20 protein-coding genes are annotated in these 21,351 nt (G+C 41.3%); 10 read left to right on the forward strand and 10 right to left on the reverse strand.

The window, feature by feature from the left end:
- The first annotated feature begins 86 nt into the window (after window positions 1-86).
- Window positions 87-263, forward strand: a complete 177-nt coding sequence (locus tag V7K97_RS00720) for a zinc ribbon domain-containing protein (RefSeq protein ID WP_334798814.1) — start codon at window positions 87-89, stop codon at window positions 261-263.
- Window positions 264-416: 153 nt separating this feature from the next.
- Here V7K97_RS00720 and V7K97_RS00725 read toward each other — a convergent pair whose 3' ends face one another.
- From V7K97_RS00725 to V7K97_RS00735, 3 genes are all read right to left on the reverse strand, one after another.
- Window positions 417-896: a response regulator gene (locus V7K97_RS00725; RefSeq protein WP_334798796.1), complete on the reverse strand. Its 480-nt coding sequence runs from the start codon at window positions 894-896 to the stop codon at window positions 417-419.
- Between the two features lie 229 nt (window positions 897-1,125).
- Window positions 1,126-1,359, reverse strand: coding sequence for a DUF7219 family protein (locus tag V7K97_RS00730; protein ID WP_334798797.1), 234 nt, complete (start codon window positions 1,357-1,359; stop codon window positions 1,126-1,128).
- A 332-nt stretch (window positions 1,360-1,691) separates the two neighbouring features.
- Entirely contained in the window at window positions 1,692-4,001 is a 2,310-nt protein-coding gene (locus V7K97_RS00735; protein WP_334798815.1) for an NACHT domain-containing protein, read from the reverse strand.
- Window positions 4,002-4,391: 390 nt separating this feature from the next.
- Here V7K97_RS00735 and V7K97_RS00740 point away from each other — a divergent pair, with 390 nt between their 5' ends.
- A complete protein-coding gene (locus V7K97_RS00740; RefSeq protein ID WP_334798798.1) occupies window positions 4,392-4,787 on the forward strand; it encodes a DUF3775 domain-containing protein in 396 nt (131 codons plus the stop codon).
- Here the strand turns inward: V7K97_RS00740 and V7K97_RS00745 are convergent.
- Window positions 4,751-4,999, reverse strand: coding sequence for a DUF1816 domain-containing protein (locus V7K97_RS00745; RefSeq protein WP_334798799.1), 249 nt, complete (start codon window positions 4,997-4,999; stop codon window positions 4,751-4,753). The two genes, V7K97_RS00740 and V7K97_RS00745, sit on opposite strands and share 37 nt — an antisense overlap.
- A 946-nt stretch (window positions 5,000-5,945) precedes the next feature.
- Window positions 5,946-6,317, reverse strand: coding sequence for a fasciclin domain-containing protein (locus tag V7K97_RS00750; protein ID WP_334798800.1), 372 nt, complete (start codon window positions 6,315-6,317; stop codon window positions 5,946-5,948).
- Between the two features lie 962 nt (window positions 6,318-7,279).
- Between V7K97_RS00750 and V7K97_RS00755 the strand changes: the two genes are divergently transcribed.
- The 5 genes from V7K97_RS00755 to V7K97_RS00775 all read left to right on the forward strand — a co-directional run bounded on the left by V7K97_RS00755 (window position 7,280) and on the right by V7K97_RS00775 (window position 11,590).
- Window positions 7,280-8,011: an ABC transporter ATP-binding protein gene (locus tag V7K97_RS00755; protein ID WP_334798801.1), complete on the forward strand. Its 732-nt coding sequence runs from the start codon at window positions 7,280-7,282 to the stop codon at window positions 8,009-8,011.
- Window positions 8,012-8,044: 33 nt separating this feature from the next.
- A complete protein-coding gene (locus tag V7K97_RS00760) occupies window positions 8,045-8,608 on the forward strand; it encodes a Uma2 family endonuclease (RefSeq protein ID WP_334798802.1) in 564 nt (187 codons plus the stop codon).
- A gap of 576 nt (window positions 8,609-9,184) precedes the next feature.
- Window positions 9,185-9,832: a histidine phosphatase family protein gene (locus V7K97_RS00765; RefSeq protein WP_334798803.1), complete on the forward strand. Its 648-nt coding sequence runs from the start codon at window positions 9,185-9,187 to the stop codon at window positions 9,830-9,832.
- 84 nt (window positions 9,833-9,916) lie between these two features.
- The gene (locus V7K97_RS00770; RefSeq protein WP_334798804.1) at window positions 9,917-10,942 is read left to right on the forward strand and encodes a glucokinase; all 1,026 of its coding nucleotides are present in this window, start codon (window positions 9,917-9,919) and stop codon (window positions 10,940-10,942) included.
- Window positions 10,943-10,987: 45 nt separating this feature from the next.
- A complete protein-coding gene (locus V7K97_RS00775; RefSeq protein ID WP_334798805.1) occupies window positions 10,988-11,590 on the forward strand; it encodes a hypothetical protein in 603 nt (200 codons plus the stop codon).
- Between the two features lie 16 nt (window positions 11,591-11,606).
- Here V7K97_RS00775 and V7K97_RS00780 read toward each other — a convergent pair whose 3' ends face one another.
- From V7K97_RS00780 to V7K97_RS00790, 3 genes are all read right to left on the reverse strand, one after another.
- Window positions 11,607-12,833, reverse strand: a complete 1,227-nt coding sequence (locus V7K97_RS00780) for an RNA-guided endonuclease InsQ/TnpB family protein (RefSeq protein WP_334798806.1) — start codon at window positions 12,831-12,833, stop codon at window positions 11,607-11,609.
- A gap of 448 nt (window positions 12,834-13,281) precedes the next feature.
- A complete protein-coding gene (locus V7K97_RS00785) occupies window positions 13,282-14,100 on the reverse strand; it encodes a type 1 glutamine amidotransferase (protein WP_334798807.1) in 819 nt (272 codons plus the stop codon).
- A 58-nt stretch (window positions 14,101-14,158) separates the two neighbouring features.
- A complete protein-coding gene (locus V7K97_RS00790) occupies window positions 14,159-15,496 on the reverse strand; it encodes a Mur ligase family protein (RefSeq protein WP_334798808.1) in 1,338 nt (445 codons plus the stop codon).
- Window positions 15,497-15,798: 302 nt separating this feature from the next.
- Here V7K97_RS00790 and V7K97_RS00795 point away from each other — a divergent pair, with 302 nt between their 5' ends.
- The 3 genes from V7K97_RS00795 to V7K97_RS00805 all read left to right on the forward strand — a co-directional run bounded on the left by V7K97_RS00795 (window position 15,799) and on the right by V7K97_RS00805 (window position 18,578).
- The gene (locus V7K97_RS00795) at window positions 15,799-16,386 is read left to right on the forward strand and encodes a thylakoid membrane photosystem I accumulation factor (RefSeq protein WP_334798809.1); all 588 of its coding nucleotides are present in this window, start codon (window positions 15,799-15,801) and stop codon (window positions 16,384-16,386) included.
- A 357-nt stretch (window positions 16,387-16,743) separates the two neighbouring features.
- The gene (locus V7K97_RS00800) at window positions 16,744-17,352 is read left to right on the forward strand and encodes a hypothetical protein (protein WP_334798810.1); all 609 of its coding nucleotides are present in this window, start codon (window positions 16,744-16,746) and stop codon (window positions 17,350-17,352) included.
- 581 nt (window positions 17,353-17,933) lie between these two features.
- Window positions 17,934-18,578, forward strand: coding sequence for a hypothetical protein (locus V7K97_RS00805; protein ID WP_334798811.1), 645 nt, complete (start codon window positions 17,934-17,936; stop codon window positions 18,576-18,578).
- Between the two features lie 27 nt (window positions 18,579-18,605).
- Here V7K97_RS00805 and V7K97_RS00810 read toward each other — a convergent pair whose 3' ends face one another.
- Both V7K97_RS00810 and V7K97_RS00815 read right to left on the reverse strand, forming a co-directional pair.
- On the reverse strand, window positions 18,606-19,025 hold the full coding sequence (locus V7K97_RS00810) for a pentapeptide repeat-containing protein (protein ID WP_334798812.1): 420 nt from the start codon (window positions 19,023-19,025) through the stop codon (window positions 18,606-18,608).
- Window positions 19,026-20,005: 980 nt separating this feature from the next.
- Entirely contained in the window at window positions 20,006-20,722 is a 717-nt protein-coding gene (locus V7K97_RS00815) for a biliverdin-producing heme oxygenase (RefSeq protein ID WP_334798813.1), read from the reverse strand.
- Window positions 20,723-21,351 lie beyond the last annotated feature (629 nt).

The following is a 21,351-nucleotide window of genomic DNA, read 5'->3' on the forward strand; positions in this document are numbered from 1 at the left end:
AGCGACTTGTTCCGATGGTACAAAATACGATATGCCTATTACCACTAAAACGGCGAAAACCAAGCTAGGTAAGTTGCAGTGGCATCATCGTCACATGGTTTCCAAGTTCTAAAATGTGCTGTAAATGCCATCATATTCAATCAATGCCCTTATCAGAGCGAATGTTTGTATGCGAGACAGGATGCGGCAATATTCGAGATCGTGATGAAAATGCATCTATCAATTTGAGGAATGTACCTCTAGATAAAGTACGCTTGGCTTAAGCGAAACTCAACGCTCCTGGACAAGAAGCAGCCGACTGCCTTGGTTGAAGGGAGAAGAAATCTCTAAACAGGTCTAGGCAGGTTTAGGTAAGTATTTTTAAGCAGTTTAAATCCATACTTTTGCTGTGCCTTTTTGATGGCATATAGCGCTTCTCACTTAAATTTATGCCCACCTACTTCTTGTAAAACTACTAAATCATGATGAAAAATTTCTGCCACATTTTTCTGTACTAGATTCGTAATCATGGAAACAAAATTGTCAAGGTCTAATGGCTTAAGTAAATATTCTTCAAACTCTACGTCTGGAATTTGGTGACAAGTACCGATGGTAGAGGTTGAAGTGACAATGATTGGGATATGATTGCCATTATCTGCTTCCATAGCATTCAATGTCTTTAGCAATGTATAAATACTTTCACCTAAAAACCTAATTTCACTGACAAGGACGTTGGGTGTAAAACAACTCAGGATTTCTAAAGCTTCTTTTACCGAACCAGCAGTAATCACATTTGCGCCCAAGTCTTTGAGTAAAAATGCGTACAAATCTCTACTATCGCGATCGTTGTCTACAACGAGTACTTGTACACCTTTGAGTATCCCAACTGCCAAGCAAAAGTCATTGATTAAATTCATAATAAGACCTGCGATTAGGACTTTAAGTGCAAAGTGATCTGAAAAATCCGTAGCCTTAAAGAGGTGAGATGACCGGATAGGTCAAGTAAAAGTTAGCAGAGAACCACTTAATGGTTACAACTATTAGGTTCTGTTCTTGTACTATGAGCGGGTGTTGTTTGATTTGCTAAATGAGTTGATTAACTACGACACAAAACGTAGTAAAACTTTTCAAAGTATCGCGGGGTAATTATTCACTTTCTAGTGCCTTAAAAGTTTGTGTTAACTGCTGCCAGAGTAACTCAATTTCCTCGTAGCACTCCTGTGAAGAAAGTTTTTCTTCACTCTGTAAATTGGAGATGTAATAGACTCTTTGAGAAAATTCCTGAAGATGAGCATTGAATACAAAGCTCTGGGGTGTGAATTTACCCAGATATACGTGGTAGATAAAATTGTTTTTGTCTCCCTGATTGTAGTCATCCATATAAAAATCCTGATAGTGAAAATCTATATTTTTGAGAGTATGTTGTCAGGTTGATTAACCTAGGTTTTACCCCACCCTAACCCTGCCCTTAGAAAGGGGAGGGAACGAGAGAAAATTCGTAAGAGTTGGACACAAAGTAAAGAAAGAAGTTAAAAGGGTTTGGCGCAGCCTCACAAAGAAATGGTATAAGAAATAATTCCTTGAATGGTTGTGTTACTTTACTATAAACTTGGTGTTGTTTGATTTTGTGAATAACTTGATTGACTACGACACAAAATGTACTGAAGATTGTTTTCGCAATCAAAACCTCTTTGAGGAATTAACCAAAATAACTATTGCCATTCCCTCTCCTCAAGTTCCTTTTGAGGCAACAATAAGGTGGCTTCAATTTCTTGCCTGATAGCAGCAGTTACTTCACAATTGCTATGCAGGCAATCGAGTAGTAACTGATTAGCATCATAGTAGCGTTGCAGCACTTGCTGTTGCTCAGAGCTAAATTGCCACTCGTGGTTAATATTGCGATAATTAATCACCGTCTTCTTTAACTGTTCAGCCCAAGCTGAATAGTTCGTTTGTGACCATAGCTCAAACCGTTGTTGACTTTGAGCCGAATTTGGCAATTGGTCAGAGAGTTTTTCCAAGGATTTATGGAGTCCAACATCTAGAACAATACCCAAAATGTTGCTCATAGCATCTCCGCAGGCGTGGATGTGGGCAAAATCCTGGCTGCCATCAATTGCACACTCTATCAGCAAGTCATCTAATGCCGCATCTAGAAACATTCCCTGGTCGAGGCTGCTGGCTAAGGCAAAGTGCGAAGCTATGTGAGGAGTCCGACTCAAGGCTAGGTAAAATGCTCGAACTGTCGCATCTTTTGAGGTAGGAATACTGCGAGATTTTTGGCTAGCCCAGGTCAAAAACTCTTGTAAATAATCGTCTTCGGCAACCAGTGTATCAATCTGTTGCTTCATCAACTGTACTAGAGAGTCTGCACTCCTAAGCATGGTAGCGGTTAACAAGAAGATTTCGCGCCAGTGCGGGTCGGTGATGTGACTCACCAGACCGGATAGTGCTTGCCCAAATGCTTCTAGGTTATGGCTGGCAACAATTTTCCTTGCTGTGAAGTATTCTTGAAAGGCCAGATAGGAGAAGGAAAAAATTCCCCGCGCCCGTTCTGCCAGTAGCCCATGTTGAGCCTCCATTGACTTCAGCGCTGCTTCGCTTTCGATTTGCAGTTCTTCTGCATCCATTGGCACATCGCTGAGATTCTGAATATAGTCACCAATGTATTGCTCAACGATGCGTTGCTCAAAAAAGTATTGACCTTGCTCAAATGTCGCTGCGGCAATCTGACTCAATAACTTCAGCTTTTGTGGTAATAAAAACCCTCGGTAAACCTCATCCCGTTCAACACCTCTGGCTTCATCCCATTTACCCAATAGAAGGTCTAAACCTTGCTTATAAAAGTCAGTCCGCTTAGTCGGAAATTTTTCTTGACCGTGAAACACCCAACAGGCAAGATGCAGAAATAGGGGGGTGACGACGAGTTGGCGAAATTGCCAATTTTCAGCTAATTCCAACTTCTGAATAAAGTCAACGGACTCGGTCAGACCATCTTTTTGGTTGGTCTTGGTAAAGACCACAAACCATTTTTGAGTAAAGGCTCGGATTTGTTCTAAGGTAAATGGGGCAATTTCAACATCGGTAAAGCCTCGGAGTCTGAGTTTTTGAGATGCTGTTCGACAGGTGGCCACGAACTGATTTGTGTGATACTTTTCTGAAAACCTCCGAATTTCGCTTAAAACAGCATTGCTTTGTTGCTTAAGAACTTCATCCATGCCATCAAGCAACAGTAATACCCTACCTGCATTCAGCAAGGTTTCGATGACTGAGGGATCGGAAATTCCAGATGTGAGAAATTCCTCATGGATGTACTTTAATAAGCTGAACTCGTTGCTAATCTTAGACTCTTGGGCAAAACTTCTCAGTGTGATGAATATTGGCACCTGATTTGCCGCAAATGCGTTTTGGTTACACTGAATGGCGAGATATTGCAAAAAGGTGGTTTTACCTACTCCTGGTTTGCCTAGCACCCTGAGATGGGAGTAGGTTTCAACTGCCTGTGTACCAGGTATTTGTTTTTCGTCAACGTCACCTAAGCCAAAACGGTCAAAATCTTTGGGATCAAGGTTTTGCAGATCGCTGATTTCTAAGTGCTGAAGGCTGGCAATCTCCTCCAGAATATTCACATCTATATATATGTCATCGATCGCAACGGGACGGCTGATATCTAATAACTGCAAAATACCACACTGGTATTGAATTTTGTCGAAGCGTTGCGATCGCACTTGTTGCACTAATTTATCAATATCCACCACAGGGGGCAGTGGGTATTCTTCTAGTTCTAAGAATTCTGCTGGGGGATTGCTTGCAATCTCCCGCCAATTCAGTTCCAAGACCAAACAAATTTCAATAAAGCTGTGACGCTCAACCGGACGACCACTAAAAAACCGCCAAATTGGTTGTCTAGTCTTGAGGTTGACTTCTGCTGCGAGATTGTCTTGTGTCCACCCCTTGCGGGCAAATGATCTTTTTGCCTCTTGTATCCCATTGAGTGATGCTTGGAGCGATCGCTTGACCATAGACAAAAACTCTGCTCCTCAAATCATAAACTTTAACTTTTATTAACATTTGCGATGTTAGAACTTTTATGTGATATTACCATTCTAATCGCTTAAAGTTATACAAAATTCTAGGGTTGCTCTCAAGTTTTTTAATTTTTGTATTTAAATCAAACGTTATACATTTATCTTATACATTTCAACCTTTTGACATACCTTAATTCAAGCACTTTTCTGTAATGCTTAAGTAGAGGCTGAAGGGTTACTTGGTAGATTATAAATCTCTAGTTCCATTACTAGAGATTTATAATCTCAGTATATCTTTCTATTTAACAGCTTTTGGTCATCCAAATGGCTAAGTTATTTATATTTTTGATTTGTGTTTACTGACTCCAAATTTAAGATAAAAATATGGATCTATTGTCAATTAACAAAATATATAATGTCATTAAAATTGCTGAATTAGTTTATGGATCTGAAAGAACACACCGATCAGAAACATTTGTAGATAAATTGTCTGATTATTTAGCAGATTTCAACATGACCGGAGGATGTTCAGTTAACATATTATATAAATATATTGACGAATTTTCCCAGGAAGAAAAAGCAGAGGTAATAGCTTTGATCTGGCTTGGTCGAGGTATATCACATGGACATTTAGAAGACTTTCCCAATTTCTGTAAAAAAGTATTGCAAATCATCCCTGAAAATCATGCAACGAGTTATATTCTCGAAAGACCTCTTTTAGCAAAATATCTGCGAGATGGGCTTCAAAAAGTAGATATTTCGACTTTTGCTTCATCCTGAAAAATCGTCAGGACATCAGGCTGACATTGCTTGACTACTGCAATGATATCTCTGGCTTCTTCGTGATATAAGTCTTCCACGTAGCCACTTCTATAAAATTGTGCCTCTTTTTCACTATCAAAAGGGCCAAAGTAATATGTGCATCGGGGAACGGCGGTGTTAATTTCTACCCACCAGGCAAACTCTGACTGATTAGATTGAAATAAATTCATAACGGATACCAATGATTAATTGAACTTGATTAATCTAGTTTTGAGGGTTTGTAGTCAGCACTTTAGTGATTAAAAATTTATAAAGTAAAAAGAAAATTACTGTAGGGTGTGTTAGGCACATATTTGAAGAAGAGGCAGGGGAGCAGGGAGCAAGGGGGATAGAAAAGAATTGGGATTCAACCCAATCAATTCGAGAACCACTTAATAGAAGCGGGGGACATAAGAGGTTGTTTGAAAACTATTTTTCGTAACATCAAAGCCTCGGAAACCTAACCCCCCTAGCCCCCCTTCCCTACGAGGGAATGGGGGTTTCAAAGCCTCTCTCCGCTTCGGGGAGAGGTTTGGAGAGGGGTTTCTAGTATACTTTACGACTTTTCAAACAACCTCTAAGAACATGTTCCGCTCCGCAAACTAGGCAGGAGTCAGGGGTCATTCTCCCCCCGCTCCCTGCCCCCTGCCCCCTCGTTGAATATGGTTTGCAACGGAAAATTTTGGTCAAGCGCCTAAGGCACCGTATTACAGCAGATTGCGAGTTGGTGAGGTACAAAAATACCCCACCCTAACCCTCCCCGTATGTATTGGGGCTACGGTGTACACACAAGTCCTAAAAACCTAACTTGATAAGGCTTTACTCATTCCTGGGCTGCCGCCTGGGAATGCATTCATTGAGTCTCTGGCTCAATGTCTTGACTGGAGGCGGCAGCCCCTAGTCAGCCATTTCCATGCTCTTCATGGGAACGAGAGAACAATGGGAAATCGAGCTTTTTTCGACTTGTGTGTACACCGTAGCCCAATAAACGGGGGGATTAAGGGATATCTATAATGTTTTGCTACTAACAAGAGGACTTTTCAAACACCCTCTAAGGGAGAGTCAAAGCCTCTCTCCTTTTAGGAGAAAAGTGTGATATTTTTCATACTCCACAGATATTATTCGCGATCTATATATTTATCGAGGAATCAACAATGATGTGGATGATACCGTTATCATCAGCAGCATTGGGTTTTGATCGTCTGGGGCATAATCTCCATTGACATTATGGAAAGGGTCAATTTTAAAACTCGAATCTTCAATGGGCTTCATGGGTATTACCTTGCCGGAAACGACGTGATACCTCAGAAGTTCCTGGATCTTATTAATATTCTTAAGTAATGTCTCTACAGTACCTACTGGCAGGTTGGCAAAAGCTTTATCTGTGGATGCAGAGGCGATAAACGAGTCAACACCTTTGAGAGTATCTATCAGATTGGCAGCCTTGATGGCATCAACTAGGGTGCTAAAAGAACCAGCAGTAACGGTAGTATCAATTATATCAGTCATTTATTTCACTTGCTCGTGTGTAATTTGCTAATTATTCATAGCATGACATCCTAGTGTTAGAAATCACGTTTGAGCAAGGGATTGAATAGCGTATAATTTGTATTATATGAGCTAAAAAAAATTAAATAATTAAAATTTAGCAGAATTTAGGAGTTAGGACTCAATGGAAACATCTTGTGAGCGACAATCCAAAATTTTTTATTCGGTTTGTCGTGTATTGCCGAACCCTTGAAATATTTTACACTATATTTAATTATTTGCGCCTAAGAGGATGTTTGAAAAGTCCTCTTGTCGGTATCAAAAATTTGAGATCCCCCTAAATCCACGCCACTTGCTCTACTTGGGGAGACCCCAAAACCGCAGTGGCTCCCCGATAAATTGGGGGACTTTGATTCTTCCCCCTTTTTAAGGGGGGTTAGGGGGGATCTCAAAGTGCCTAAAATCACAGGGAAATACTTTTCAAACAACCTCTAAGTAAGTCGGTGAGAATAAATCAAACTATAGGAATCGTATTTGATTTTTTAAATTATCTACGTAGGCGGGAGTAGGGAATAGGGAATTAGGCTTTCCGAGTTGTACTGAGCTTTTTCAGAAATCAAATATTAGTCCTATAGATTAAGTAAGGGACTGACAACAAATAAATTACCCAATCTTGTGGGGTGGGCAACATGAGCGCATTTCTATACCGGCTCTCGTGTCGCCCACCCCACAAGAAGTAGTTGAGTATTTTTTTATTTGTCAGTCCCTAATGTAAAAAATATTGAGATGTCTAGTTCGTAGTGAGCGACTCCAGCCCCAATACGGTTCGGTTAAGCCAAGAGACGCGATAAATCGCCGTCTCTACAAAGGACTGATTATTGTTAAGACGGCAACAGCCTACCTCTACACAGTAGTTTGAAACTGGATCTTGATGTATATTAAATTGTGAATCAGCATTCAAAATTTATAGATGTAAACCACAGATGAAAGCCGATAGTAAACCAAACTATACAATTTTGGAAGTTCAAGAACTTGATGTTAATTATGGCGGCATCCAAGCACTGAAAAAGATTAATTTAATTATTCAAAAAGGCGAGGTAGTTACTCTAATTGGTGCTAATGGTGCTGGTAAAACTACTACACTCCGCGCCATATCTAAAGTAGTTAATCCTCAGAGTGGGGCGATTATCTATAATGGACATCATATTACTCGCCGCCAAACTCACGAGGTTGTACAACTTGGTATCGCCCATTGTCCTGAAGGACGTAGAGTATTAGCGCGGCAAACAGTGTTTGATAACTTACTTTTGGGTGCTTATATTCGCTCCAATCAAGCCGAGATCAAAGCAGATATTCAGCGCCAATTTGAGCTATTTCCTCGCTTGTCACAAAGGCGCAATCAACTAGCAGGAACCCTTAGCGGTGGTGAACAACAAATGTTAGCGATCGCTCGCGCTGTCATGAGTAAACCACAACTCTTACTTTTAGACGAGCCTAGCTTAGGTTTAGCACCTGCGATCGTCCGGGAAATCTTCTCAATTATTGAAAATCTCCGGGCTACAGGGGTGACTATTCTGTTGGTTGAACAAAATGCTAATCTGGCGCTGCAAATTGCCGATCGCGGTTATGTTTTAGAAGCTGGTTCTATTACCTTAACAGGTGCGGCATCAGAATTAATTAGTGATGAACGAGTTAAAAAAGCTTATTTAGGGTAAATAATTAAATGAAAATTTTGGAGGTACAAGCAGATGGTAAAATCACCAACTAAACCTCTAACCTTAGAGGAGTTTTTAAAACTACCAGAAACCAAACCTAGCTCAGAATACATCAACGGTCAAATTATTGAAAAGCCAATGCCACAGGGAAAACATAGTATTCTTCAGGGTGAACTAGTCAGTAATATCAATTATGTGGTAAAACCTCAAAGAGTTGCCCTTGCATTTCCAGAATTGCGGTGTACTTTTGGTGGACGTTCAATTGTCCCTGATATAGCTGTATTTGCTTGGGAGCGAATTCCCTTAGATGAACGTGGAGATGTCGCTAATGTCTTCAAGACTTATCCAGATTGGACAATTGAGATTCTTTCGCCAGATCAAAGCCAGACTAAAGTAACCGGAAATATTCTACATTGTTTAAAGCATGGTAGTCGTTTTGGTTGGCTGATTGATCCAGATGAGCGTTCTGTTTTAGTTTATCCACCAAAGCAGCAACCAGAACTTTTACAAGAAGAACAAGAAATATTACCAGTTCCCGATTTAGTTAGTGATTTTCAATTAACTGTAGGGCAACTATTTGGATGGTTGAAGTTATAGTTTTTCCTAATCAGAGCCACCTCCTCGCTTGCGGGGAGGGGTTATTATACCTCACTCAACTGACAACCGCTATATAAGCAATTGTATAAATTACTGTCTAGTTTTGGGAATACTATAGGATTCCTATTTGATTTTTGAACAAAATTAGGTACTGTAGGGTGCGTTAGGATGAAATCCGTAACGCACCATTCGTAAGGATTTAGTGCGTTATGCTGTCGCTAACACACCCTACGTATCTTTTTGAAAATCAAATAGTAGTCCTATAAAACTAGTAATTTACCGAAGTTAGAGCGAGATAATGAATTTCGTGAATTTAAGAAAAATGGGTAATAGTTGGGAATTTGCGACTGAAGCTAATTTAGAAGATGCAGATTACTAGAGTCGATATTGCTTTAGAGACTTGGCTAAAAAGGCTTTAAGTAAAACTACACTAACGCTACTGATAACTTTTCCCAATCATTGATATTATTAAAAATTATTACGATTTTGTCATAATATATTAATATTTGTAGCCCTCCTTGCAGATATCTATTATTTGTTTAGCGGCGAATTCTATTCACCGGAATAATTAAACCCATGAGTCAAATCGTCTGGATAGCAAGACACGCTAACCGCCTCGACTTCGTAAACCCTGATTGGTTTCTCACCGCCGAACGACGCTACGATCCACCATTGTCTGATGATGGGATGGTGCAGGCACAGCAGTTAGCTAGACGTTTGAAAAAAGAAAATATTGGCCATATTTTTGCTTCTCCTTTCCTACGAACCGTGCAAACGGCAAACGCAGTTGCAGAAGTTCTCAAGTTACCGATCAAATTAGAAACAGGTTTGAGTGAATGGCTAAATCCAGCTTGGATGACAGAAGAACCCGAAAGACTTTCAACTCCAGCGTTAGCAAAATTATTCCCCAGAATTGACACCAGTTATACTTCGCGCATCGCCGCCAAATATCCTGAAACTCACGAAAAAGTGCGAGAACGTTCTGGGCAAACTGCTAGATGTTTAGCTACTGAGTTCTTTCCAGAGGATATCCTGCTAGTGGCACATGGTGCATCTGTCTTGGGAGGAGCAATGGGACTAGTGGGGGAAATTGCCAAAACAGAAGTCAAGGCTTCTCTATGTTCCCTGGTGAAAGTCGTGCGCGAAGATCCAGAATGGTTATTAGAACTAAAGGGAGATACTTCCCATTTAACCCACATAGAAGAAGTTATTCGATTTGCTTAAACCTCTGATAGAGATTTGGGTTCATGACTTCTGGTACCTTGGGTATATCCTACAAAAAAAGTAAGTAATTCGCGAATAAGTTCTATGACTTTGTTACTAGCAGGAGACATCGGCGGTACGAAAACTATTTTACGATTGGTTGAAACATCAGATTCACCAAGTTTGCATACTATTTATCAGGAAAGTTACCACAGTGCTGATTTTCCCGATTTAGTACCCATAGTGCAGCAGTTTTTGGTCAAAGCTAATACACCAATACCAGAAAAGGCTTGTTTTGCGATCGCAGGGCCTGTTGTCAAAAATACTGCCAAACTAACCAATTTGGCTTGGTTCTTGGATACCGAACGTCTAGAACAAGAATTGGACATCCCGCACATTTCTTTGATTAACGACTTTGAAGCCGTTGGCTACGGCATTTTAGGTTTAGAAAAAGAAGACTTGCTGACGTTGCAAGTTGGCAAATCCGCAGACGATGCCCCCATTGGAATTATTGGTGCTGGTACTGGTTTAGGACAAGGATTTTTAATTAAACAGGGAAACAACTATCAAGTCTTTCCCTCAGAAGGTGGACACGCTGATTTCGCCCCTCGGAACGAAATCGAGTTTCAACTGTTGAAATATCTGCTGGGTAAACATGATATCCAGCGCGTTTCTGTGGAACGGGTGGTTTCTGGACTGGGAATTGTAGCAATTTATCAATTTTTGCGCGATCGCAAATTTGCCACTGAATCACCAGATATTGCCCAAATCGTCAGAACTTGGGAACAAGAAGCGGGACAGGAAGAGAAAAGTGTTGATCCCGGTGCGGCTATTGGTACAGCTGCATTGGAAGGTAGCGATCGCCTCTGTGAACAAACTTTGCAATTATTTATCGACGCTTACGGTGCAGAAGCCGGCAATCTCGCCCTGAAACTCTTACCTTACGGTGGCTTATACATCGCTGGGGGAATTGCGCCCAAAATCTTGCCCTTAATCCAAAATAGCGGTTTCTTATTAAATTTTACCCAAAAAGGTAGAATGCGCCGCCTCCTCGAAGAGATCCCCGTGTATATTATCCTCAACTCGCAAGTGGGGCTAATTGGTGCTGCTTTATGTGCTGCTAGGTTATAACAGCTGGCATCATCAGTGAGATCAGCATCTCAAAAGGCAAAATTTATGACAATTAAAAGTCTGTTGCCATTCATCGCTGCCACCTTTGTCTGTGGTGGCTCTATTCTTGTGGAAGCGCGTCAAGCCAAACCCCCGGCGACTGTTGTTAAACCAACTGTTTCTCAACCCGTGCAGCCCCAATGGAAGTTATTCACCGCTCCAGATGGGCGCTTTAGTATTTTGATGCCGGGAAACCCCAACAGAAATATCGAATACCAAAAAACTTACATGGGGAAAATTACCTTAGAAATATTTGTCGCTCAACCACCAAAACAGCAAGTAGCATATCTAGTTGTTTACAATGATTTTCCTTATAGTTATGGTCAAATCACTGACCCCCAGGCTGTACTTAATAATGCACGGGATATGGCTTTAAAGACTACGAAAAGTAATTTAATTAGCCAACGAAACATTCGTAGTTCCAATAATCATCCTGGCAAAGAAATTGAATACATCAATTCGGGAGGGAAAATCACTATCAGTAGAATGTATGTTGCCGAAGGGAGACTATATCAAGTAATGACAATAACTACAAAAAAACAGCAGAAGACATTAGCTAAAACCATTACTGGGTATTTAAATTCCTTCCATGTAGTTTTGAAAAAGTGAATTGACACTCCCCGACCTAAAGGTACGGGGATTCTACATTCACAGACTCGCCGTTAGACGACAGGCTTGCGCCAATCGCCCAAGAGGGCAAATCTCCTGTAGCGTAAATTCCGGTATGCCCTACCGTACTCAGTCCTAGTCTCAGAATATTGATGCTAGCGTTCAAGTCTCTATCAGCCACATAGCCACAATGGGGACATACATGTGTTCTCGTAGATAGAGACTTTTTCACTTTCTCGCCACAGCTAGAACAATTTTGACTTGTATTGTGGGGAGGAACAGCAACAGTTACTTTCCCATATTTATGCCCAAAATATTCTAGCCACAATCGGAAAGTGTGCCAGCCAGCATCACTGATAGATTTAGCTAGATGTCGGTTGCGTACCAGCCCTTTCACATTTAAGTCTTCATAGGCTACCAAATCGTTAGATTGGATGACGGAGTATGCTAATCTCTTGCAGTACTCTTTTCGCTGTCTACTTACCCTTAAATGCTTACGAGCATACCTATTTCTAGCTTTGTGGTAATTGTTGGATTGTCGAACCTTGGCTTTCTTCCTTGCTATGCTGAACTTCTGAGACTTTTTACGATTGGCGCGGTTTAAAGCAATCTCCGCCTTGCGGTAAAACTTAGGCGCAGGTTCTACATTACCTTTACTATCGGCAATGAAACACTTCAAACCTAAATCAATACCAACTACTTGTTGAGTCGGTTGTGTCTCAACTAAAACTTGAGCATCAACCGCAAACTGAGCGTAATATCCATCAGCACGACGCACTAACCGGACACGCTTAATTTGCTTAATGTTGTAGTAGTTTAGATCGTAGGTTCCCTTTAGTTTTAAAGTTCCAATGCCTTTTTTGTCAGAGAAAGTAATCGCTTTGCGGTTAGTGGAAAGTTTAAACCCAGTAGTTTTGTATTCAACTGATCGGCAATGTTTTTTAAATTTAGGAAATCCCTTTTTACCCTTAACTTTCTTTTTGCAGTTATCGTAAAACCGTCCTATGGCTGACCATGCACGTTCAGCAGCAGACTGTCTAGCCATTGAATTGAGTTCATCTGCAAAGGGAAACTCAGCAGCCAACACCGCACAATGTTTATTGAGATCATATCTACCAACATTTTTATTATCCATCCAGTAGCGCAAGCACTTGTTTTGGATGAACTGGCTGGTACGTATAGCCTCATCAATAGCGCGATATTGCTTTTCCTTGCCCTTAACTTTGAACTCGTAGACAATCATGGCATCGACCAATTAACCACAATCTTATGTTACCATGATTTACATAAACAAACCAGGCAAAACGAAACTTCACGGAGTCCTAAAGGACTCAGCTAGCCTTCTCCCAAAGGGAGACGCAAGCGCGAACATCCCTTGCCTGAAGTACGGAATACGCAACTACGTTGCTGTTCCTCAAGGGTTTTCGGCATATTCCTTAGCCTCGTTGAGTTTAATAACTTCTACATAAGTAGGTGGGCGTAAATAAAGTTAACTGGTGTTCGCGTAGCGTCTTTGCAGGAGAGGGTCGTCATTTGTCCTTTGTCATACCCTGTGGGAAGGCGTACCCATACGGGGAAGCAAGCTACGCGTAGCGTCTCCAAGAGTTGCGCCTACGTCATTGGTAACCCATGTTTCGCTCTCAATTGGGGGCATTTCCCCCTGCTCCCTGCCCCCTTCCCCCTGCCTCTTCTTAAACTTTCGTCGCAGTAACACTTGGTAAACTGACTTTTAACCGCTTAAACATCGCTTCTCGTGCTTGTACAGCGAGATTATCATCTAAAGGTTGCAACGTAATTGCCTGCTGATACTTTAGCCGCAGCGCTGTTTGAATTAACCAATCGGCCACAAAGGGATTTTTCGGTAATAAAGGGCCGTGGGAATAAGTAGCGATCGCATTCTGATAAAACGCTCCTTCTGTCCCATCTTCACCATTATTTCCCAAACCGTACACCACGCGCCCCAAAGCTTCCACTTTTCCCAACTTGGTACGTCCGCCGTGATTTTCAAAGCCTACCAAATATGGTGTGCTACCCGTCATCTCTTTTAAATCTCGCGCTAGGCGTGAAGCTGTCACTTCAATTACCAAGTTCCCAATACAGCGCTTAGTGTTTTCACCAGGATGGACGGAAACTAAATCGAGTATTCCCAAACCATCAATTCTTTGTCCCAAGCCTGGTTCATAATAATGTCCCAGTAATTGGGGGGAACCACAAGTAAATACTCCTGGTGTGCCATTTTCGATTTTCTCGCGCATCGCGTCAGCTTTCGCGCCTTGCAAATCACGCATGACAATTTCTTGTTGACGGTCTTGTGCGCCACCACCAACAATTACATCTACACTTTTAATATCTGCGGCTGTGGCATTTTGATCCAGGGGTAAAACTTTAACATCGTATCCCCGCCACTCGGCGCGACGTTCTATAGTAATTACATTACCGCGATCGCCATAAGTACTCATCAGCGTCGGATAAAGCCAACCTATTGTTAATTCCAAATTTTGAGAACTCATAAATTTAGGGACTGGGGACTGGAGACTGGGGACTGGGGGAGAATGACAAATGACAAATTTAAAGAATTTTCCGCCCAGTCAGAACTTCTCGCACTTCTAGCATGGCTGAATAGGTGGGTAGAATATGCAAAGTTTCATTCTCTGGTGTATGCTCCAATGCAGTAGCGATCGCTTGTCGCAAATCTTCTTCGACAATTAAATTTAACTTACTCTGAGGGGACTTTTCGCTGTAACGTAGACGGAGAGCTAGATCGTAGACGCGATCGCCACTCACTACTAAAGTTCCTCCCCGTTCGACTAATTTCTCCGTATCCACGTCCCAAATCCAGGATACATCAGTGCCATCGGGCGTGCGATCGTTCAATACCAGTAGTGTGGTTTTATCTGTGCTTTGAGTAACTACGCGAATAGTTTCATTGGTTCCCACAGGATTTTTTGATAACAATATCCGCACCCGTTTACCGTTAATTACTAAATCTTCAGCCCGACCAAAAGCGGCTTGAAAATTATTAATAGTATCTCTAATTGTTGCTTCATCAATGCCTAACTCAATAGCCGCAGTAGCCGCCGCCAAAGTATTATATTTGTTGTACAAACCAACCAAAATTTGCGACCATTCACTACTTTCGAGAGTCGGTTTACTCTTACTAAAACCACACTGAGGACAAGTAAAATCTCCCAAATGAGACAAATAAACACCCTCGTAATCTAAGGAATGTCCACATTTGGGACAATAGATAGAATCAACAGCGTGAGGAATAGCTTCTAGATAATGTTCTGGTTCATTCAAGCCAAAGAATAACACCCGTTGAGGTAACTGCTGACCGAGGTTAGATAAAGTTGGGTCATCAGCATTGGGAATTACCACCGTTTCTAGTGGTAGGGTAGAAATAACCTTTGTCCAACGCTTACTAATTGTATCGACTTCCCCATACCTATCGAGTTGGTCACGGAATAAGTTTAAACAGAGAATAATTCGTGGCTGGAGAGGTGCTAATACTTTCGGTACAATATTTTCATCTACTTCCAAAATAGCGTAATCAACATCTAGTATGCCTAGTAAGTTGGTGCTTTCCAACAGCGCCGTCATCAAACCATTTTCCAGATTTGCACCTGTAGAATTATGGGCGATGCGATAACCCTTGCGTTCTAGTATCGTGCATAAAAGCAGCGCTGTAGTGGTTTTGCCGTTAGTACCAGCAATTAAAATCACCCCGTTTTTAACTTGCTGACTCAATAATTGTAAAAGTCGGGGTTCAATGCGACGAGCAATCGCGCCTGGTAATACACTAGCAGCACCTAGACGTAAAAATTGCACAATAAACGTCACACTTTTTGCCACTGATACCGCGAAACCCAATCGCAGCCTATCTATCAATTGTATTTTGTTTCCCACATCTCTACCCTAGTCTTCTGGCGGTTGCTAATTAAAAGTATTTAATTGCAAATTTAATATGCGTGAGTTTAGCGAATCCTGGCCGAAAAAGCCAGCCATACCAATTTTGGATTGTTGAGCCTGACGGTTGCGCTACTTTAACTCTGTTTTGACTTGCCCGTAGCGATACCAGCCACTTGCGAGAGATAATCTCAGTAGGGGTTATCTTAAAAAATAGTGCCTGGGCGTAATTACATATCCAACCCAGTTTGCCGAATTCAGTACAAACTCACAACAAGTAGTAGCTTGCAAGGTTCCTTTTGATGAATAGCACAAAGTTTCTTTTTTTACATAAACAAATTACCGGCTGGCGAAGGTGGTTGTCCAAATGCCTGTTGTTGCTTGCAAGTCTTTTCATTATAAGTATGCAACCTGCCTATGCTGGTCTTGATAATGATTTATATGATGGCAATATCTTTGTCGTTTATGCTGGCAATGGTTCATTGGTTCCTCCCAGACAGACACTCGCACAGTCTTTAGCGGAACATAAACCCGTGTTTTTGGCTTTTTACGTAGATGACAGCAGCGAGTCCAAAAGATATGCCATTTCCATTTCACGGGTACAGGAATTCTATGGTAGGGTAGCAGAAATTATCCCGATTAATGTAGATACTATCCCGCCTAAACAGACCTACGACCCTATAGAAGTAGGATATTACTATTCTGGGGGTGTTCCTCAAGTCGTGGTGTTTAATAAATCAGGTGAGGTAGTTTTGAATAAAAAGGGTCAAGTACCTTTTGAAGAGATAGACGATGAATTTCGCAAAATCTTTGATTTATCACCACGCACTGAAACAGCACAGCTAAAACGGCGAGCCTTCAATGAGTTTAGCAGTGAGTTAGCGAAATAACTTATGGGGTAGACCAAATTGGTCTGCCCTAATTTTTAGTGATATTTGTTACTACATTTCTGGCGATGCCAAAGCATAATATTTAAACATCTGTCTTAACAATTTGGCAAATTAATCTATAGTCTATAGTCGAATGGTAAGAGACTTATGCCGCCTCTCTCTGGTCAAGAAACAGGAGGCGGAGCCTCCTAGAGTGGTTTCCCAGCCTGGAGGCTGGGAACGAGTAAATGCCCAATACAACTCTTGGAGAGGCTGCGCCAACGGCAACTCTACAAGACGCTACGCGTAGCAAGATCCCCGGAGGGGTACGCTCAGTACAAGTGCCCAATGCCCAATGACTAACTAGAATGTATTCTGATGTCAAAGGTTTACACCACCCAGGAGCTAATTAAAATTTTGGCAGCCGAACGCCAAGCTTGCCTCAAAGGAGAACGTCTAAAATTAGAAATAACAGTCTCTGGTAATCCTCTAATTGACCAGTTTATCAGAACTGATGGGTTCCAACAGTTCACTGCCTATCAAGATTTTAAAACTGCAATTCACGACTATCAGAGGGAAAATCAAGTTTCAGGTATTATCTGGCGGGAAGTGACAGTTAAAGGCAAAAACTTACACTATCCCGAAGTAGATACTGAGTTAATCGCCCTCACTACTGACTTAGAAATATTAAAATCTGCTAAAAATTCCATCGTAGAATTTTGGTATCAAGTCACTATGAGGATGGACTTATACTTGAGTTTTAATAATAGTAAACAACACCAAAAAATTGTCCCATCTGATGTAGAAAGAATTGTTCAAAGAACAGAGTGGGCAAGTTTGTGTAAGTGGGAAAATTCTAACTTTTTGGAAATGATTTTGCAGCTAGGATGGGGCAAACCAGAAGAAGCTTATTATAAACGAGGAAGACCGCGATCGGGTAGTGAATATATTCATGCAGTCAATCCCGGAAATCGCCCCATTGGTTGATTGATATAACCTCTGTCATCCTGATTAGGAACAGAATAAAGATTCAAGGAATCCGCAACGAAGATGGAAACTTGAAATATTAGAATTAATGCTTTGCTAGCCGGTGAGTAGCACTGAAATCAAATATTCAAGAAAAAACCATGAGATGCTTTAACCTGTTTATGCTACTATATCTAGGGTTAGGAATCTGTTGAGGTGCGGTCGCCCTTGGACACCGTGACATGACTCCAAGCCTTAAAAGAGTCCTGCTATGTAGATGCAGAACTGCTATACTTTTTTCGTACTCAGTACCTTTTCATTTGGCCTCAAGCCGCGCTACGGAGCCGTAATAGACTGCGCCAGCAAGCAACTTGGAAATATAATTTGCTTACGATCCCACCTTGACTGGTAATTGCAGTAACACTTTTTTCATCCATCTTCAATGTACTGAGTAATAACTCCATAACTGAAGCGATCGCACAAGCATCTATGGGGCTATCGATTATCTTGATAAGTGCAGAAAATCTTTTTGTCAGAAGCCAAACCAGCGATTAAGTTGACCAAAAAATTAAACACACTACTTCACGTTAGAGAAGGTAAAGATGATTCAATCAACAGCTTTAAGATATGTGTTGTTAGCTTTCACTTTCATCAATTTTGCACCAAATGCAGCTCTAGCAACAACATTAACAAGTTACCCATTTAACGCTACTTACGATGTTGTAGTCACTGCTAAGGAAATCACACCGAATCTGGAACAAACATTCATCTCCGGCACAAGTACTGATGCTCCTTACGGTCTGACCACAGTTAACGGACTAGCCTATGCCCAAACTAATTTCACTAACGGCGTTTTCAATTCTAACACAGACCCAAACACTTTCGGCTTACAAGGATACCCACTTGGCTCGATCACGTTTTCTGGGAACAGCAGCGACAGTTTGTTTGGAAACCAAATCACAACTGGGTTGATTGATTTTAACACTTTCAATGTGACATCTTCAGGGACTGTCACTCTCACTGGTGGTTCAGGTCAATTCGAGAATGCTACTGGCACATTGACCTTTTCTCAAGTCCAACCACTCAGTCTACAGCCAGGTGTAGCCTTAAAAGGTCAGGCGAGAATAAATGGCTCCTTCCAAGTAGTTCCAGTTCCAGAACCAACAACCAATGTAATACCCCTTGTCATCGGGGCGATCGCCGCCAGTGTTTTACTACGTCGCCGTAATCAAGTCGCTTCTAGCTAAATCCTTTGTGAGCAAGCTTTTCGAGACTTAACGCGAAAAGTCTGAGTACAGTATAACTTCCTTGAGATCAACCCCAGCCAATACAGCACCCTCCAAGTTGGCATTAGTCAGCTTGGCATTAGTCAGCTTGGCATTAGTTAAGTTAGTAGCGCTTAAGTCAATATCACTTGCAAATACTTGGCTCAAGTTGGCACCAGTCAGATTAGCACTAGTTAGATCAGCACCTTCCAAATTGGCATTTCTTAAGTTAGCTCCCTTTAAATTAGCATTTCTTAAGTCAGCGCCAATTAAATGAGCCGAACGCAGGTCTGCTCCTGCTAATTCACACCCCGGACATTTGCCTGTTTTAAGTAACTGTCTAACATGGGCAGGATTTGCAGCTTGCACCGGAATGGCATAGCAAATCGTACTTACTAATACTGCGGTAGCTAAAATCTTCAGTTTCATGTGACTTACCTCAAAACGGTTAGATACTATTAACCGAAATTTTCTCTTAATCAATGGGTCAACAATATCTATAAACAGATTGACTCAATTGATACGCTTTTGCCATTGCACTATTGGATTAGTCAAAGGGTGAGATTCATTCTTGTATTGGTTAAACAGTCTTGCAAAACTACCCTCTCTGGTCGCAGTTTTAACATGAAAGAAATCTGCAATAGGTAATAAATTTGGTATTTTTAAACTTCGCTAGGACTTACGCATAGGTAACGGAAAATGAACCACAGAAGACACAGAGATCGCAAAGGAATGAGAGTTTAGGGACTTGCGTGAAAATAAAGTACCAGTAAACCGAGTTTCGACTGCGCTCAACTCTCGACGGCTGATATCAAGTGCGGATAATTAGTTATGATTCCCACAGTCATTGCACCCCACACGCCAGATGCTCCACTTGAGGAGACCCCAGACGCTCTCTACGAGACGCTAAAAGCGTTAGCGAGTCCGCGTTCGCTTTTAGCGTCTCCCCTTAATCCCCTCCCCGCAAGCGGGGAGGGGAGACAAAGCATCGCTTTGGCGGGGTGGGGTTCTTCGGGTTTAATAAGTAATCAAGCGGACATGATATGAGGGTTGAGCGCAGTCGAAACCCGGTTGGTTGGGACACTATTAACCCGCAGATCCCTTAAGAGGGTTTTTGCGTAAGTCCTATTCGCAAAAAATCGCTAAACTCATTGGTCTGGTTGAGGAACTACGCCAGGATATTCCTATATCGACATCCTTATCTTCCCAATCCCCAGTCCCATCAAAATTGAGGGGCAATATCCCCATGCTTGCTTTCACGAATCAAAAGCAGTCACAGGGCTATTGCCCCTAAATATTTTGAGCGCTTTTTAGCGATCGCTCTTTCCCCAGAAACACCTATGAATTATCCTTCATCAGGCTGTCTGGACTTATGACTCCACACACCATACCCCGCAATCTCAACACAGTTATTCAGCAGTGACAAGTTCAGTACTACCACGTGTACGACGCCGTGTGAGACTGTTGTACAACATTACACCGATCGCCTTAATTAAATTACCTTCCAATTCCTGGAACATCTTCATGTTCGTGCCAAAAGCGGCGTTAGCTTCATCAACGATGCGATCGCTTGTAGCATCGTCAAGGGGTAATTCATCCACAATTTGACGATATTTGGCTTTGAATGCCTTCTCATCAGGAATTTCTGGAAACTCATAAAAGGCTGTTCCTTGCCCCTCTGACAAATTCATTGCTGTTACAGCAATATTTTTGAGAATTTGTCCCCCGGATAAGTCACCCAAATAACGAGTATATGAATGGGCGATTAACAGTTCTGGTTCTGTTTGAGATATTTCTCGGATGCGCTGTACATAAGCTTCACCTGCGGGAGATAGTTTGATTTGCTCTCTCCAGTTGGCACCAAAGTAATAACTCAGGTCTTGCTCTAAGGTATACTTGCGGTTTAGCTGGGGAAAGTTAATTTTAGAAACTATTGGGTGCTGGCGGTGCTTTTCCATTTCCTCTTCCATCGCTGAGTAGACGAAGTAGAAGTTAGCAACTAGTTTGCGGTAAGAGTTTTTCTCGACTACTCCTCTTAAAAAGCACTTGACAAAACCTACATTTTCTGCCATCGTGTGGGCTTTCTTCGTGCCTACACGTAATTTGGTTGCTAAATTGCTGCTCATGCTAAAATTCTCAACTTTAAAAAGTTAACTGCCGGAGTTTTGATTCACTAACGGCTAAAAAAGCCATTAAAACGTTACCTTAAAACTATTTGATGAGAATTTATATTAAAATTTTTTAAGCTGCGATAATTTTGTAGTTTTTTACACAGCAACAAGGCTAGAGGAATAGAACCTTACATTTCGGTGTCTTGATTTTTTGTTGTTATTAGCTAAATTTTGCTTTTATTCTCAGCTTTACTGAAAAACACTGGTGATGAAACCGGGGTAATATTTATGACTTCATTACTGTGTTAGTAGCATTGCAAAATGTGAACTAATTACAGACAATCAAGATGAAAGTTGAGGGCATAAAAGGAATAATTAGCTAAAATGTGTAAACTTTACTGATAACGTAAAAACCAATAGTGACTTTATTAAAGATTGATAATTTTAGAGTCAAAAATTACGTATTTTTACGTAAAAATAGCTTGCTCTAAAATGAATTTCTTAAGAAAAAAAGCATATCGAAATTGCTGAATAAAGTCTTAAGTGCTATTTTTCAGTGTGATTGTGTGGAGTGTTTAAATATAAAATGGTTTCATCTATAACTCGGACACCGGGGATTTCTGGGGGTTCTGCTGACGAAGCAG

It is taken from the genome of Nostoc sp., from assembly GCF_036917815.1.
Classification (GTDB): Bacteria; Cyanobacteriota; Cyanobacteriia; order Cyanobacteriales; family Nostocaceae; genus Nostoc.